This window comes from Mesorhizobium sp. B3-1-6 (assembly GCF_006439555.1).
Taxonomy (GTDB): domain Bacteria; phylum Pseudomonadota; class Alphaproteobacteria; order Rhizobiales; family Rhizobiaceae; genus Mesorhizobium.
Map to the genome: position 1 here is coordinate 35,646 of NZ_VFTM01000020.1, position 14,548 is coordinate 50,193.

The following is a 14,548-nucleotide window of genomic DNA, read 5'->3' on the forward strand; positions in this document are numbered from 1 at the left end:
TAAAGCGCGTCGCCTGAATCCGCTTCAGCGCGACGCGCTTTAGGTTTGGAAAGCGCTCTATTCCGCGGCTTTCGGGAAGGCCTCCGCCGGCCCCGCGCCGGCCTCGCCGGCCGGCTCGTCGGTCGAGACCTGGCCCTTGCCGCGCCGGAACAGGCGGCTGAGCCAGTGGCGCCGCTGGCCGGGCTTCACCTTGGCGCGGGTGAACACCATCAGCATAGAGGGCGTCACCACCAAGGTCAGCAGCGTGGCGAAGGACAGGCCAAAGACGATCGCCGAGGACAGCGAAATCCACCATTGCGTCGACGGCGCGTTGATCGTCGTCTCGTGATGGAAGATTTCGAGCCCGAGGCCGAAGGCGATCGGCAGCACGCCGAGGATGGCCGACACCGCCGTCAGCACCACCGGACGGGCGCGCTCGCGGCAGGTCTGCAGCACCGCGTCCATCTTGTCCCAGCCTTCTTCGCGCAGCCGGTCATAGGTGTCGATGAGCACGATGTTGTTGTTCACCACCACGCCGGCGAGCGCGATGACGCCGATGCCCGACATGACGATGCCGAAGGCCTCGCCTGTCAGAAGCAATCCGAGGAACACGCCGATCGTCGCCATGACCACGCAGGACAGCACCAGCCACACGCTGGTGAACTTGTTGAACTGCGCCAGCAGCACCAGGAAGATCAGGAAGATCGCGGCACCAAAGGCCTTGCCGAGGAAGGCGCTGGCCTCCGCGCTGTCCTCGTTGGAGCCGGCGAGCTTCCAGCGGATGCCGCTGCCGAGATTCATGTCGGTAACGGCCTTGGTCACCTGCTCCTGCACCGCCGCGACCTGCGCGCCAGCGCTGACATTGGCCTGCACCACCACGGTGCGTGCGCCGTCGATGCGGTTCAGGATGCCGACGGTCGGCTCCGGCTTGCGCACGACGAAGTTCGAAATCGGCACCGACCCTTGCGAGGTCTGCACGCGGAGTTCGTCGAGCGTCGACAGCGTACGCCGGTCCTCGGGCAGGCGGAGCCGGATGTCGACGGCGTCGTCGGCGCCGGCCGGCCTATATTCCGACAGCTTGAGGCCGTTGGTCACCAATTGCACCACCGTGCCGACCGAAGTCGGGCTGATGCCGTATTGCGCCGCCTTGGCGCGATCGACCTCGATCGCCCAGTCGACGCCGGGTGGCGGCAGGCCGTCCGAAATGTCGATGACGTTGGGTATCTTGGCGATGCGTGCCGCGACCGCGCGCGCCTTATCGTCGAGCCCCGCCGGGTCGACGGCCGACAGCCTGATCTGGATCGGCTTGCCGGTCGGCGGGCCGGCTTCCGGCACGCGCACTTCGACGTCGACGCCGGGAATGCCGGCCATCACGCCGCGCAGGTCATCAAGGATCTGGTTGGCCGACTTGCGCTCGCGCCAGTCGACGAATTCGTACTGGATGACGCCGACCACGTCTTCCGGGATGTCCTGGCCGCCGCCCTGCGTCTTGCCGACACGCGTGTAGACCGACTTCACGCCGGGCCAGCCGAGCAGGCGGTTCTCCGCCGTCTTCGTCGCCGCGTCCATTTCGGCCAGCGAAAGATTGCCGCGGGCATGCACATAAAGCAGGCCGTAATCCGGCTCGACGCTGGGAAAGAACTCCACGCCGGCGCCATATTTCGAATAGGCGAAGCCGACGCCGACCAGCAGGCCGACGGTGAGCAGGATGACAGTGACCGGGAAGCGCACCGCCTGCTTGACGACCGCCATGTACCAGCCGTCGCGATTGCCCTCCTCGTGATGCTCCGGCGCCTTGGCGAAGATCGCGCCCAAAGTCGGTGCGAAGACCAGCGCGTAGAGCATCGAGGCCGACAGCGTCACGATCAGCGTGATCGGCATGTACTTCATGAAGTCGCCGATGATGCCCGGCCAGAACAACAACGGCGAGAAGGCGGCGATGCGCGTCATCGTCGCCGCGATGACCGGGCCGGCCATGCGCTTGGCGGCCAGCGCGAAGGCGTCCGCCTTCGGCATGCCCTCGCTCATGCGCCGTTCGGCGAATTCTGTGACGATGATGGCGTCGTCGACCAGCATGCCGACCGCCAGGATCAGGCTGAACAGCACGATCATGTTGATCGTGTAGCCCATCATGGCGAGCAGCAGGATGCCCATCAGGAAGGACGACGGGATGGCTAGGCCGATGAGCAGCGAGGCTCGCCCCGACAGCGCGTAGAGGATGACGATGAAGACCAGGATGACGGCGATCATCACATGGTTCTGCAGGTCGCCCAGCAGCTGGTTGACGAAGACCGACTTGTCCTGCGTGTAGGTGACATGCATGCCCTCGGGCATCGTCTTGATGAAATTGTCCGACACTTCCCTGACATGGGTCAGCGTGTCGATCAGATTGGCGCCGATGCGCTTCTTCACTTCGATGGCGATGGCCGGCCTGCCGTCGAGGCGCGTCACCGTCTCGGCATCCTTGAAGGTCGAGCGGATCGTCGCGATGTCTTTTGCCTGCACAACCGCATTGGGCGTCGCGACGACCGGCAGATTGGCGACATCCTCCGGCGTCTCGATCAGCGACGGCACCTTGACCGCGTATTTGCCTTCCGAGCCCTCCAGGTTACCGGCGGCAACCAGGCTGTTGGAGGAGGCGACACCCTGGATCACCTGGTCGAGCTGCAGCCCGTAGGAAGAGAGCTTCACCGGATCGACGACGACCTCGACGAGGTCGTCGCGCGCCCCCTGCAGCGAGCCTTCGAGCACGCCGGGCACTTCCTCGATGCGGTCGCGCAGCTCGCGCGCGGCGGATGTCAGCACGCGTTCCGGCACATCGCCGGAAAGCGTGACGACGAGGACCGGGAATTCCGAGACGTTGACCTCGTTGACCGTCGGCTCCTCGGCCGCCTGCGGCAGGTCGGCCTTGGCGTCCTGCACCTTGCTGCGCGTGTCCTGCAGCGCCGTCGCGAGGTCGGTCTGCGGCTGGAACTCGACCAGCACGTAGCCGCCGCCCTGGAAGGCGGCCGATCGCATCTCCTTGAGCCCCTTGAGGCTCTTGAGCTTGCTCTCCATCGGCCTCAGCAGCAGCCGCTCGGAATCCTCCGGCGAGATGCCCTGATAGATCAGGCTGACATACATCATCGGAATCGGAACGTCGGGTTCCGCTTCCTTCGGCGTCGACTGATAGGCGACCCAGCCCGCGACGAGCAGGAACAGCAGCGCCGATATGGTGAGGCGGGCGTTGTTGATGGCGAGTCTGACGATATCCATGACTTCGGCCTGTTATGCTTCGGAGGCTGCGGACTGCCGTCGCCGGGGTGGCCCGGCGCGCGCCGCGTCGTGCTTTACTGCGTGCCGGCGGTGGCTTCGCCGATCAGCTTGCTGATGGTCGCCTGGTCCGCCTCGACGGGCTTCACCAAGTCGCCTTCCTTCACCAATTCCTGGCCGGCGACGATGATGCGCGCATCCTGCGGGATGCCGCCCAGCACCAGGCCGTGCGGCGTGTCGTCGACGAGATCGATCGGGAAGAACGCCACCTTGTCGTCCTTGCCGACGGCGCGGATGCCGAGGTCGCCCTTGTCGCCCAGCGTCACCACCGAGCGTGGCAGCATGACCGCATTGGTCGGCTCGGCGCTGAGCGTGATCTCGGCCGTCATGCCGGCGGGGATCGAACCGTCGCCATTGGGGATCGCCACCTCGACGCGGAAGGTACGGGTCTGCGCCGAGGCATCGCGGCTGATGTAGCGCACGGTGCCGGTGACCTTCTGGTCGTTGACCAGGCGCACATTGGCCTCGTCGCCGATCTTGACGTAGCGCAGGTCGCGCTCGCTGATCTCGCCGCGCGCGATCACCGGATCGAGCTTCAGGATCGTCGCCACCTCGCCGCCCTGCATCACCGAGCTGCCTAGCTCCACCGGGATGCGGTCGATGACGCCGTCGAACGGCGCCTTGACCTCGTTGCGGTCGAGCTCCGCCTGCGCGGTGTCGAGCTGCGATTGCGCAAGCGTCAGGTTGGAGCGGGCGGTGTCGAGCTGCAGCTTGGGCAGATTGCCGGTCTTGGCCAGCCGCTCGGCGGCGTCGAGCTCGGCCTTGCGCTGCACCAGCAACTGCTTGGCGTTGTCGACATTGGAGATCTTCTCCTCGGCCGCGAGCATCAGCACGAGGTCGCCGGTCTTGACGTGATCGCCCTGCTTGACCGGCAGCTTTTCGATGACGCCATTGACGCGGGTTGCAAGAACCGCGCGCTTGTCAGCCTCGGTCAGCCCGGAAATGCGGATGGCGCGTGCAAAGGTCTTGCGCGGCGGCGTCACCACCGCGACGGTGCGCGGCGCAGCCTTGGGCTCGGCTTGCGCCGCGCCCGGCTGGGCGGCCTCCGGCTGCGCCGGCTTGCCGGCGTCAGCCTGCTTGTTGGCGGTAACCGACTTGTCGGCGGCGCTGCCGACGGAGGAAAACTCGCCCGTCCCCATCCAGGCCGCGAATCCGATGAGCACGACAATGGCTGCAAGCTTGTGAAACCTGATTTTCGGCATCGTCATTTTTCCGTTGCAGGACCTGGCGAGGTCGGCTCTTCCGACTTCGGGCGCGCGGCCGATATGGGTGCGCGCGGGGCCCAGTTCAATTTGCCGTGAACGGCGAAGCGCCGCTTCTACCTGAAAGTTGCGGCGCAATATAGCCGGAAAAGTTGCGGGAACGTTGCGGCGTGGAACGCTGTGCCTCGACAAATGCAAGCTTTTCTGCCAGCCGGCTGCCGCTTTTGCAGGCGCGCCGACAGGTTTCCCCGAGGTTACTGGCAGCAGCCGTCAGCATGATGCGAAAAGTCTTCCGCATGCAGCGACAGTCGCCCGGCTGGAGCGCAGTCACGCCCCGCCATTTCCCGGCTGAAGTTGTCAAGTGATGAGGTTCAGCAGCCGGAAGAGACGCTCGAAGGTCTTGCCATAGGGCGGGCGCAGCAGGCCGCCGGCGCTGAGCTTCGACTGGATGAAGATCGGCTTTTCCTTGCTGAAGGTGCGAAACCCCCATTCGCCGTGATAGGCGCCGGTGCCGCTCTCGCCGACGCCGCCGAAGGGCTGCCGCTCCTGCACCAGATGCAGCATGCAATCATTGACCGTGACGCCGCCGGCCACGGTTTCCCGCATGACCCTCTGGCGATTGGCGCTGTCGCTGCCGAACCAGTAGAGCGCCAGCGGACGCTCGCCCCGGTTCACATGCTCGATGGCCTCGTCCACCGTGCCATATTCGACGATCGGCAGCACCGGCCCGAAGATCTCCTCGCGCATCAGCCGCAGATTCTCGCCGGCATTGCGCACCAGCACGGGCGCCATCTTGCGGTCGGTGACGCCGAGCTTCTCGTTCGCGGGATTGATCTCGGTGATGTCGGCGCCGCTGTCGCGCGCCTCGGCGACCATGTCACCCAGCCGTCGGTGATGCCGCTCGCTGACGATCGCCGTATAGTCGCGATTGTCGCCAAGGCGCGGATAGAGCTTTGCGATTGCCGCGGCGAACTTGGCCGCGATCGCCGCGCCCTGGCCTTGCGGGACCATCAGATAGTCCGGCGCGATGCAGGTCTGGCCGGCGTTGAGCAGCTTGCCATAGGCGACGCTGGCGACCGCCGCGTCGAGATCGCAGGAGGGATCGAAGATCGCCGGCGACTTGCCGCCGAGTTCGAGCGTCACCGGCGTCAGATTGGCGGCGGCGGCGAGCGCAACCTGGCGGCCGACGGCCGTCGAGCCCGTGAATAGCAGGTGATCGAACGGCAGGGACACGAATGCCTTGCCGACCTCCGCGTCGCCAACCATCACGCTGACCTCGTCGGCGGCGAAATATTTTTCGACCAGGCTGGCAAGCAGGTCCGAAAACTTCGGCGTCAGCTCCGACGGCTTGACCATAACGCGGTTGCCGGCAGCGAGTGCCGCGGTCGCCGGCGCAACGGCGAGCTGGAACGGATAGTTCCAGGGCGAGACGATGCCGACGACGCCGAGCGGTTGCGGCAAAAGGCGGTTGCGTCCCGGCAGGAACGGCAGGCTGGTGGCGACGCGCCGCTCGCGCATCCAGGTGCCGAGATGCGACAGCGCATGCCTGATGCCGGCGCGCACGACGAACAGCTCGGCAAGCCGCGTTTCCTCAGCCGAGCGTGCCGAAAAATCGCTGTCGATCGCAGCACATATCTCGGCTTCATGCTTTTCGGTGAGCGCCAGAAGGCGGTTCAGCCGGTCCTTGCGCGCCGCCAGCGTCGGGAACGGCTCCTTCTCGGAGGCCCTGCACTGCGCTTCAAACCTGACCCCGAGAGCGTTCCGTCCGGTCTGCAGCATCGCTTATCTCCCCTTTACGTTCAGGTAAGTTACATCGGCCAAGCAACCGAATCCAGCATTTGCCTCGATCCAAGCGATCCGGATATCCCGTTTGGCACCCGTCATCGACATAGGAAAGCCACCGGTCCGCAAACCGCCCTTTTCGCCGTTCATGCATGAATTGGCGTGCAAACGGTCCTTGGCGGCGGTGGGCGGCTCGCGACAGAACCGCAAGATCGGTCGAGCGCCTCATGTCCGCGCGGCTTAGCTGATGCTGCCACGGAGAATGGAACGATGAAGGCGGCAGTTCAAAACCACCATGTCCGGATGCAGAGGGTGCTGAATCACATAGACCGGCATCTGGACGACGATCTGGACCTGGACGCGCTGAGCGGTGTCGCGGCCTACTCGAAATATCATTTCCACCGGCAGTTCACGGCGACCTTCGGGCTGTCCGTGCATCGCTATGTCCAGCTCGCCCGCATGAAGCGAGCTTCATGCCGGCTGGGCTGCGCGGATGCCGAAAGCGTCACCGATATAGCAATGGATGCCGGTTACGACGCACCGGATGCCTTCGCCCGCGCCTTCCGGCAACGGTGCGGGCAATCGCCCTCGTCGTTCCGGAGATCTCCCGACTGGGGTTCGTGGCTGATGGCCTTCGGGCCTCTCGACAACGCGAGGAGAAAGCTCATGCAGATAATCTTTACACCGGAAGACGTGATGATCCGCGACGTGCCGCCCACCCCGGTGGCGATCATGGAACATCGCGGGGATCGGGCGACGCTCGGCGACACCATCCAGCGGTTCATCGCCTGGCGCAAGGCAGCCGGCCTGTCGCCCGAAACGAGCCCGACCTTCAACGTCTTCCGGTCCGAAAGATGTCCCGCTGTCGCGGCCGATTACAGCATGGACATTTGTGTCGGCACCGACCGGCCGATCGACGCGGGCGACGAGCAGATGAAGGCTGGCGTGATCCCCGGCGGACGCTGCGCCGTGCTGCGCTACCCCGGCAACACCAACAATCTGGAGCCGGCCGCGCTTTATCTTTATCGCGACTGGCTTCCGGCCAGCGGCGAGGAAGCACGCGACTTCCCGATCTATTGCCAGCGGCGGCTGTCCTTTCTTCCGGAGATGTCGGTGCCCGAGATCGTCACTGAACTCTTTTTGCCTCTAAAATAGCGCGACGGGAAAGCGGCCTTTCTCTTCCGTTCGAAGGAACGGGCCGCCATCCAACCAATCTCGGCTTTACGAGCTCACGACCTGGGCAATCAGGCGCGGCGCCGCGCGGATTCCGGCTTGATGCGCGCGGCGAGGAATTCCTTGACGCGACGGCCCGGCGCCGGGCCGCGCAGCGGCTTGAAGCCATCGTCGAGTTCGCCCGAGAGATCGAGCGTGGCCCGCTGGCCGACGGCGTCGTAATTTTCTTCCAGCCAGTCGCTGGCGGCGCTGCGGCCGAGGTCGCGCAGATAGGCGATGAAAGCCCATTCGGCATTGACCTTGGATGAGGCGGACAGGTCCTTGAAGGCCTCGTCGGCATCGATGCGGTGCATGCGGATGTCGCGATATTCGCCATGCGGCAGGCGCCCGGCCGCGATCAGTTCCTTGACGAAGGCGATCGAGCGGAATTCGCGCAGCAGCCCGGCGTTGAAGGTGATCTCGTCGATGCGGTTCTGGATCTCGTTGGCGCTCTTCGGCGTGCCTTCGCGCACCACAGGATTGATCTGCACCAGGAGCACGTCCTCGGTCGCCGCCGTCTTGAAGAACGGATAGAGCGCCGGATTGCCGCCATAGCCGCCATCCCAATAGGGCACGCCCTTGATCTCGACCGCCTGGAACAGCTGCGGCAGGCAGGCCGAGGCCATCACCGTGTCGAGGTCGATCTCGCCGTCGGAGAAGACGCGCAGTTGCCCGGTTTCGACATTGGTCGCCGAGATGAACAGTTCCATCGACTTGCAGGCGCGCACGTTGTCGAAGTCGATCTCCTTCTCGACCACATCGCGTAGCGGGTTGAGGCCGAGCGGATTGGCGACATAGGGCGAGAACACCCGCGACATCGTGTCGAAGAAGACATAGCCGGGTGTGTTCTCGATCGACCAGTTGCCCCAGACCACGTCCCAGGGCATGCGCTGCACCGGGCTGAAACGGCCCTTCGAGGCCACCGCCCGCCAGAAATCGTCGAGCTTTTTTCGCGCGCCTTCCACGCCGCCCCGGACAAACCCGTCGGCCAGCGCCACCGCGTTCATGGCGCCGGCGCTGGTGCCGGACACCGCCGCGATCTCCAGCCGCCCATCCTCCAGCAGCCGGTCGAGCACGCCCCAGGAAAAGGCGCCGTGCGAGCCGCCGCCCTGGAGGGCAATGTTGATCTTCTTCTTTTCCTCCGCCTTGCCGTTCTTCGCCATGGCGTTCCTTGTCTCGATGCGCCGGCCTACCGCTGCGTCATTTGGACGGAGCCGGTGCAGTCAGCCTATGTTGCAGTGCAGCATATAAGGGCGGACCAAGGCAAGAACACGAACACACAAGCGTGATCATGGATTTTCCTCGCCCCACGAAGTGGGCTACAGCATGCTGTGACTGGCGTGACTGATCAGACCTGAGGCTTGATTGCCACGTGGTTCCCCCAATCCGTCGCTGCTTCGCAGCGCCACCTTTCCCCCCTCCGGAGGGAAAGGAAGGGAGCGTTGCTGGACGAGCATTGACGGCAAAAAGCTTGGCGCCTTTCCTCTACCCCGTCGATCGGGGGAGAGGTGGCTCGGCGAAGCCGAGACGGAGTGGGGGTCGATCAGCGCTACATTAGCCAATGCATGCGCCAAGCTGCCATACACGCTATCGCCAAAGGCCAGCCGCTTGGAAATGTGTGCATGCCGTAGACGAAGTGGGGCGAGGAACTACCCTCAGGCGACGAGATCCGGCACCGGCCCGACATAGCGCGACTGCGGCCTAATGAGCCGTCCGGTCGCCTGCTGTTCGCGGGCGTGAGCGATCCAGCCGGCAACGCGGCCGGCGGCAAAGACGTTGGAGAATGCCTCTTCCGGGAAGCCTACCGCTTCCAGGAGAAGCGCGGTGTAGAACTCGACATTGGTCTGGATCGAGCGTTGCGGCTTGGCGATCCTGAGCACTTCGAGCGCCGCCTGCTCCACCGTCTCGGCGAAGGCCAGCCGGCTGCCGGTCTCGTTGCGGGAACCGAGCTGCCGCACGACGGCCTTCAGCGCGTCGGCGCGCGGATCGCGCACACGATAAATGCGGTGGCCGAAACCCATGATGCGCCGGCCATGCGCGATCTCGTTGCGCAGCCATGCGGTGGCGTCGCCGCTCGCCTCGATGGCATCCAGCATCTCGATCACCGGCCCGGGCGCGCCGCCATGCAGCGGCCCTTTCAGCGCGCCGAGCCCGGCCAGGATCGCCGAGGTCAGGCCGGCCTGCGTCGAGGCCACCACGCGGGTCGCGAAGGTCGATGCATTGAGGCCGTGGTCGCAGACCGTCACCAGATAGCTGTCCAGCGCCTTGGCACGCGCCGGCGATGCGGTGCCGGCAAGCATCCGCAGCATGTCGCCGGCATGATCGGCTTTTTCGTCGGGAGCGATCGGCGTCTCGCCCCGGCCAAGGCGCAGCAGCGCCGGCGTCAGCACCGCCGGTGCCGCGATCAGCCGCAGCGCGTCGGCAAGCCCGTCACCGTCTGGCAGGACGGCCATGCCGGCCCGCATGCCGCTATAGACATCGAGCGGCGCCAGCTGCGCAAGCATCGGTTTCACACGATCAAATACTTCCACCCGCGCCTTGCCGATCGCCTTCGCCAGTTCGGCATCGCTGGGAAGGTCGTCGAAGAAGCCGTCGAACAACAACCGGACCACCTGCGCGTAGCGCCAGCGGCCGGCGAGCTCCATCAGCGAATGACCGCGGATGGTCAGGTGCCCGCCTACACCGTCGACATCGGAAAGCACCGTGTCGGCCGCCACAACATCATCGAGCCCATTCGCCATGATCGCCTCCTTGACCTTTTGTGCATTGCAATTAATGCTGCGCAATCAATGCATCAATCTTGATCAAGATAATCAACATAAGGCGGCAAAATGACGGAATGGCTGTCGCGGGAGCAAGCGCTGGAGCGGCTGAACGTCCGGCCGCAGACGCTTTATGCCTATGTCAGCCGCGGCCGCATCGGCATGAAACCGGACGACGCCGACCCGCGCCGCAGCCAGTACCGCGCCGACGACATCGCCGTGCTCGCCACGCGCCGCGACCGCGGAAGGAGCCCGCGGGCGATCGCCGAAAGCGCCATCGCCTGGGGCGAGCCGGCGATCGCCACCTCCATCTCGACGGTGCTGCATGGCCGCCTCGTCTATCGCGGCAGGGACGCGGTGGAGCTTTCGGCGACGGCGACGCTCGAGGAGACCGCCGAACTCGTGTGGGCTTCCGACCGTCCGGTGTCGTTCGCTTCGCTGACCCCTTCGGCTGCCCGGCAAAGCGGCACGCCAACGGCATTTGCCAGGCTTTCGGCGCTGGCTGCCGAAGGCTGGCCTTCGCTCGGCCGCAGGCCGGCCATGCTGCAGCAGGACGGCGCCGCCGCCACCAGCGCGCTGGCCACCGCGCTCGGCGCGACGCCGGGATCGGAGCCGGTGCATGACAGGTTGGCGCAGGGCTGGTCGGTGGACGCCGCCGGGGCAAAACTCATCCGCAAGGCGCTGGTGCTGCTCGCCGATCACGAGCTCAACGCCTCGACCTTCGCCGCCCGCGTCGCGGCTTCCACCGGCGCGCCGGTCGCCGCCTGCCTGCTCGCCGGTCTCGCGACGCTGAGCGGCCCGCGCCATGGCGGCGCGGGCGTGGCGGCGATGGCGCTGGTCGAGGACGCCGAGCGGCTGGGTCCTGACGAGGCGATCGCCCGCTGGCTCGCCCACGACCGGCCGCTGCCGGGCTTCGGCCACCCGCTCTACCCCGAAGGCGATCCGCGCGCCGAGGGGCTGTTTTCCGATTTCAGGATCGATGACGGCCTGTTGCAACTGCGCAAGGCGGTTCTTGCCGCGACCGGGCTGCATCCGAACATCGATTTCGCGCTGGCCGCGATGACGCGCGGCCTGCGCCTGCCCGCCGACGCCCCGTTCCGCCTGTTCGCGCTCGGCCGCAGTGTCGGCTGGACTGCGCATGCCGTCGAGCAGGTGACAAGCAACAGGCTGATCAGGCCCCGCGCCCGCTATGACGGACCAATTGGCGCGGGATGATGACCTTGGAGATCAGCCGGAACGCGTTTGAGATCGTCATCCTGGGGCGGAGCGTGTGGCTGCCGCGCTATCGGGGACTCTAGACGGCGATCGGCGCCTTGATGCTCGCATCCGCGAAATAGTTCTCGAGGCGGAAATCCTCGAAGCGGAAGGCAAAGAGGTCTTTCACCTCCGGATTGATCCACATCGTCGGCAAGGCCTTGGGGCGTACGCAGCATCTGCTCGAAATGGTTCGAATAAAGATGCGCATCGCCGAGCGTGTGGACGAAATCGCCGGGCTTCAGCCCGGTCACCTGCGCCACCATCATGGTGAGCAAGGCATAGGAAGCGATGTTGAACGGCACGCCGAGGAAGATATCGGCCGAGCGTTGGTAAAGCTGGCAGGAGAGCCGGCCCTCCGAGACATGGAACTGGAACAGGCAATGGCAGGGCGGCATCGCCATATTGGAGGCTTTGCCCGAGATCATCGCATCGACAAAGTGCAAAACGCCTTGGCCCGCCAACGCAATGCTGCTTAGGCCGCCTTGGGACTCTTTGCGACACGCCTCTCTACTCGCTCGGACTTCACGTCGGCAAACTTGGACCTGGCAAGCCAACGTGGCAGGGCCGATCTTGCTCGGGCGCTGCCGATCGCTTCGATCCTGCTTTGGCTGAGCGCGGCGTGAAGTGGAAGATCACCGCGCCAAACGTAGATCATGTCGCGCAAGGTCGTGGTTAGGTAGAGATCGACATCAAACGCAGGATCAGTGATGCAGAGCTGCGTCGCGCCATTCTCGCCGACAAACCAGTAGTGGCGCCAGCGAGCCGGTCGCTCGCGGAACGTAAGCTTCACGACCGAACGCCGTGCTCCGAAGGCATCCGGATGCGCGCCCCTTTCAATTGCCCAGAGAAGCAGACCAGCATCGAGTTCATGATCCATTAGCTCTCGGCGAGACCACCGTTGACCCCAGACGCCGAGCGCGTGCACCAGCGGCATCAGATCTTGGCCCGGCGCCGTGAGGTGGTAAGTCCAACCGCGCCCTGATTCCGGTAGGCGCCGCTCAACAAGTCCCTCCGCCTCCAGTTGTTTGAGGCGCTTGGAAAGGAGGGTCGGAGACGCCCGCGCAACACCGCGTTGAAGTTCAGAGAAGCGCGAAACGCCCTTACCGAGGTCGCGCAGGATCAATGGCGTCCAGCGCTCGCAGAATATCTCGGCGGCTTTGGAAATGGGACAGAACTGCCCGTAACTTCTCAATGGCCCGCTCCTTCTGTCAGCGCGCCAACGCAGAATACTACACTTTGTGGAGTATTCGAGTGCAAGGCGTCGGGGCAAGCTCGTCCAAGCAGGAGACAGGTCGCCGCGCATCGCGGGCTGGCCCCCGCGGTCGGTTACCGCGCGCCCAGCGCGTGCGAGGGGCTGTCGGAAGGATGGTGACGAGATGAACAACGGCCATTGGGGACGGCCATGAGCGAAATGGGTGTTCTGGATGCCGTGGTTGTGGGCGCTGGATGGGCCGGCCTCGGCGTCAGTTATATGCTTGCCCAATCCGATATGCGGCATTGCGTCCTTGAACGCGGGCGAATCGGCGAAACTTGGCGGACCCAGCGTTGGGACTCGTTCCACTTCAATCTGCCCAACATGTACAGCGTGATGCCTGGCGATCGTTACGATGGCCCGGACCCAGAAGGGTTTATGACGCATATAGAGTTTGCGACTCTCCTTGAAGACTATACGCGGCGCTACCAACTCCCGGTTCGTAACGGCATCTCGGTCACAAAACTGAAATCGAGTGACGGGCTCTTTCACATTGTGACGCCGGAGCAGACGTGGCGGGCGAAAAACGTGGTTGTCGCCAGCGGCAGCTTGAACCGTCCGCGTCGACCAGTTTCCGCCTTCGCGTTGACGGATGGCCCAGTACAGCTCGATGCCTCTGACTACCGTAATGCCGACGACCTTCCCGCCGGAGCTATCCTTGTCATCGGCAGTGCGCAGTCTGGCAGTCAAATCGCCGAAGATTTGATTCTGGCAGGCAGGGAGACCTATCTTGCGACGGGCCATATTGGCCGCCTGCCGCGCTGCTATCGCGGGCGCGACATTGTCGTATGGATGGTGAAGACCGGATTGGTCGATGCGCCGCGCAAGGATTTCGTCGATCCCTCCGGTCGCGTTGCCAGCAGGCCCCTGATTGGCGCTTTGCACACGATAAGTCTGCAATCTCTCAGCGCCCAAGGCGTCATGCTGCTCGGACGATTTCTCGGCGTGGAGAACGGCCAGCCTGTCTTCGCCGACGACCTTGTTGGGAATATTCGGTTCGGCGACGAGATTTCCGCGCAATTCAAAAAACGTATCGATGAGTTTATCGAACGCAGCGGTCTCGATGCCCCCACACCCGTTGAGGAGGAGGCGGAGGCAGTCGCTCCGCGCCTACCCCAGCGCCCCATTCTGTCGCTCGATCTCGTAGAGCGGAACATTTCAGCGATTGTCTGGTGCACCGGCTTCCAGGGCGATTTCAGTTGGATCGATGTACCCGGTGTTCTCGACAAGCGAGGCCAGCCGGTTCACGAAGACGGCGTTGCCCCGATTCCCGGAATCTATTTTGCCGGGCTCGATTTTGCGTCTACGCGCCGGTCGGGCACCGTTATGGCCATTGAAGACGAGGCGCGTCGATTTGTCGGCCAAATATTAGCTCGGACGTGATCCGGTGACGGGTGAAGAGGTCACCTATCCGAATCGAATTCAGGAGGGTAGACGGCCCACAATCGGTGAGGACGCGCTTCTCGGAGCTTTGTTGCTCGGCCGGGCCGGGAGTTTCGAGGGTGGGACTTTGGGGCGGCCTTGAACCGGCCTTCAACCGTCCGAGGCGGTTGAAGGCCGGTCAGGCGGTGCAGGAGCTGGAGCGCTTCTCGTCCGCAGCCTCGACAGCCTAATCTGTCGCGAAACGCCAAAAGCCGCCTTTCGGCGGCCTCGGTCTTCTTCAAATCGGCACCATAAGCGACACTGGAACTGTTCGGCCTCAAACTTCCACCGTAAGTAAGTGTCGGTCTCGGTCAAAACCTGTCCGAGGATGACGAAGGGATGGGTCGGTTCGGCTAATCCCAGGCGCA

General features: G+C 64.6%; 10 protein-coding genes and 1 pseudogene. 3 read left to right on the top strand and 8 right to left on the bottom strand.

Annotation, left to right across the window (positions count from 1 at the left end; all coding sequences use genetic code 11):
* Nucleotides 1-57: 57 nt before the first annotated feature.
* The 4 genes from FJ414_RS18595 to FJ414_RS18610 all read right to left on the bottom strand — a co-directional run bounded on the left by FJ414_RS18595 (nucleotide 58) and on the right by FJ414_RS18610 (nucleotide 6,272).
* Nucleotides 58-3,234 carry an efflux RND transporter permease subunit gene (locus tag FJ414_RS18595; protein WP_140645813.1) on the bottom strand — a complete coding sequence of 1,059 codons (3,177 nt, stop codon included), beginning with the start codon at nucleotides 3,232-3,234 and terminating at the stop codon, nucleotides 58-60.
* Nucleotides 3,235-3,308: 74 nt separating this feature from the next.
* The gene (locus FJ414_RS18600) at nucleotides 3,309-4,493 is read right to left on the bottom strand and encodes an efflux RND transporter periplasmic adaptor subunit (protein WP_140645814.1); all 1,185 of its coding nucleotides are present in this window, start codon (nucleotides 4,491-4,493) and stop codon (nucleotides 3,309-3,311) included.
* 85 nt (nucleotides 4,494-4,578) lie between these two features.
* Nucleotides 4,579-4,791 carry a hypothetical protein gene (locus tag FJ414_RS18605; RefSeq protein WP_140645815.1) on the bottom strand — a complete coding sequence of 71 codons (213 nt, stop codon included), beginning with the start codon at nucleotides 4,789-4,791 and terminating at the stop codon, nucleotides 4,579-4,581.
* Between the two features lie 59 nt (nucleotides 4,792-4,850).
* On the bottom strand, nucleotides 4,851-6,272 hold the full coding sequence (locus FJ414_RS18610; protein WP_140645816.1) for a coniferyl aldehyde dehydrogenase: 1,422 nt from the start codon (nucleotides 6,270-6,272) through the stop codon (nucleotides 4,851-4,853).
* A 273-nt stretch (nucleotides 6,273-6,545) separates the two neighbouring features.
* Here FJ414_RS18610 and FJ414_RS18615 point away from each other — a divergent pair, with 273 nt between their 5' ends.
* Nucleotides 6,546-7,430 (top strand): AraC family transcriptional regulator, encoded by an 885-nt coding sequence (locus FJ414_RS18615; RefSeq protein ID WP_140645817.1) that lies wholly within the window; start codon nucleotides 6,546-6,548, stop codon nucleotides 7,428-7,430.
* A gap of 89 nt (nucleotides 7,431-7,519) precedes the next feature.
* Here the strand turns inward: FJ414_RS18615 and FJ414_RS18620 are convergent, their stop codons facing one another.
* Both FJ414_RS18620 and FJ414_RS18625 read right to left on the bottom strand, forming a co-directional pair.
* Nucleotides 7,520-8,650 carry a patatin-like phospholipase family protein gene (locus FJ414_RS18620; RefSeq protein WP_140645818.1) on the bottom strand — a complete coding sequence of 377 codons (1,131 nt, stop codon included), beginning with the start codon at nucleotides 8,648-8,650 and terminating at the stop codon, nucleotides 7,520-7,522.
* 492 nt (nucleotides 8,651-9,142) lie between these two features.
* Nucleotides 9,143-10,228 carry a citrate synthase/methylcitrate synthase gene (locus tag FJ414_RS18625; RefSeq protein ID WP_140645819.1) on the bottom strand — a complete coding sequence of 362 codons (1,086 nt, stop codon included), beginning with the start codon at nucleotides 10,226-10,228 and terminating at the stop codon, nucleotides 9,143-9,145.
* Between the two features lie 90 nt (nucleotides 10,229-10,318).
* On the opposite strand from FJ414_RS18625, the gene FJ414_RS18630 reads away from it, so the two are divergent.
* Complete coding sequence (locus tag FJ414_RS18630) at nucleotides 10,319-11,464, top strand: citrate synthase (RefSeq protein ID WP_140645820.1); 1,146 nt, start codon at nucleotides 10,319-10,321, stop codon at nucleotides 11,462-11,464.
* 79 nt (nucleotides 11,465-11,543) lie between these two features.
* On the opposite strand, the pseudogene thyA reads toward FJ414_RS18630, so the two are convergent.
* Together thyA and FJ414_RS18640 are read right to left on the bottom strand one after the other, a co-directional pair.
* Nucleotides 11,544-11,907, bottom strand: a pseudogene (thyA, locus tag FJ414_RS18635) (thymidylate synthase); the annotation flags it as partial.
* Nucleotides 11,908-11,978: 71 nt separating this feature from the next.
* Nucleotides 11,979-12,698 carry a helix-turn-helix domain-containing protein gene (locus FJ414_RS18640; protein WP_140654991.1) on the bottom strand — a complete coding sequence of 240 codons (720 nt, stop codon included), beginning with the start codon at nucleotides 12,696-12,698 and terminating at the stop codon, nucleotides 11,979-11,981.
* Between the two features lie 210 nt (nucleotides 12,699-12,908).
* On the opposite strand from FJ414_RS18640, the gene FJ414_RS18645 reads away from it, so the two are divergent.
* Nucleotides 12,909-14,141: an NAD(P)/FAD-dependent oxidoreductase gene (locus tag FJ414_RS18645; protein WP_140645822.1), complete on the top strand. Its 1,233-nt coding sequence runs from the start codon at nucleotides 12,909-12,911 to the stop codon at nucleotides 14,139-14,141.
* Nucleotides 14,142-14,548: the final 407 nt, after the last annotated feature.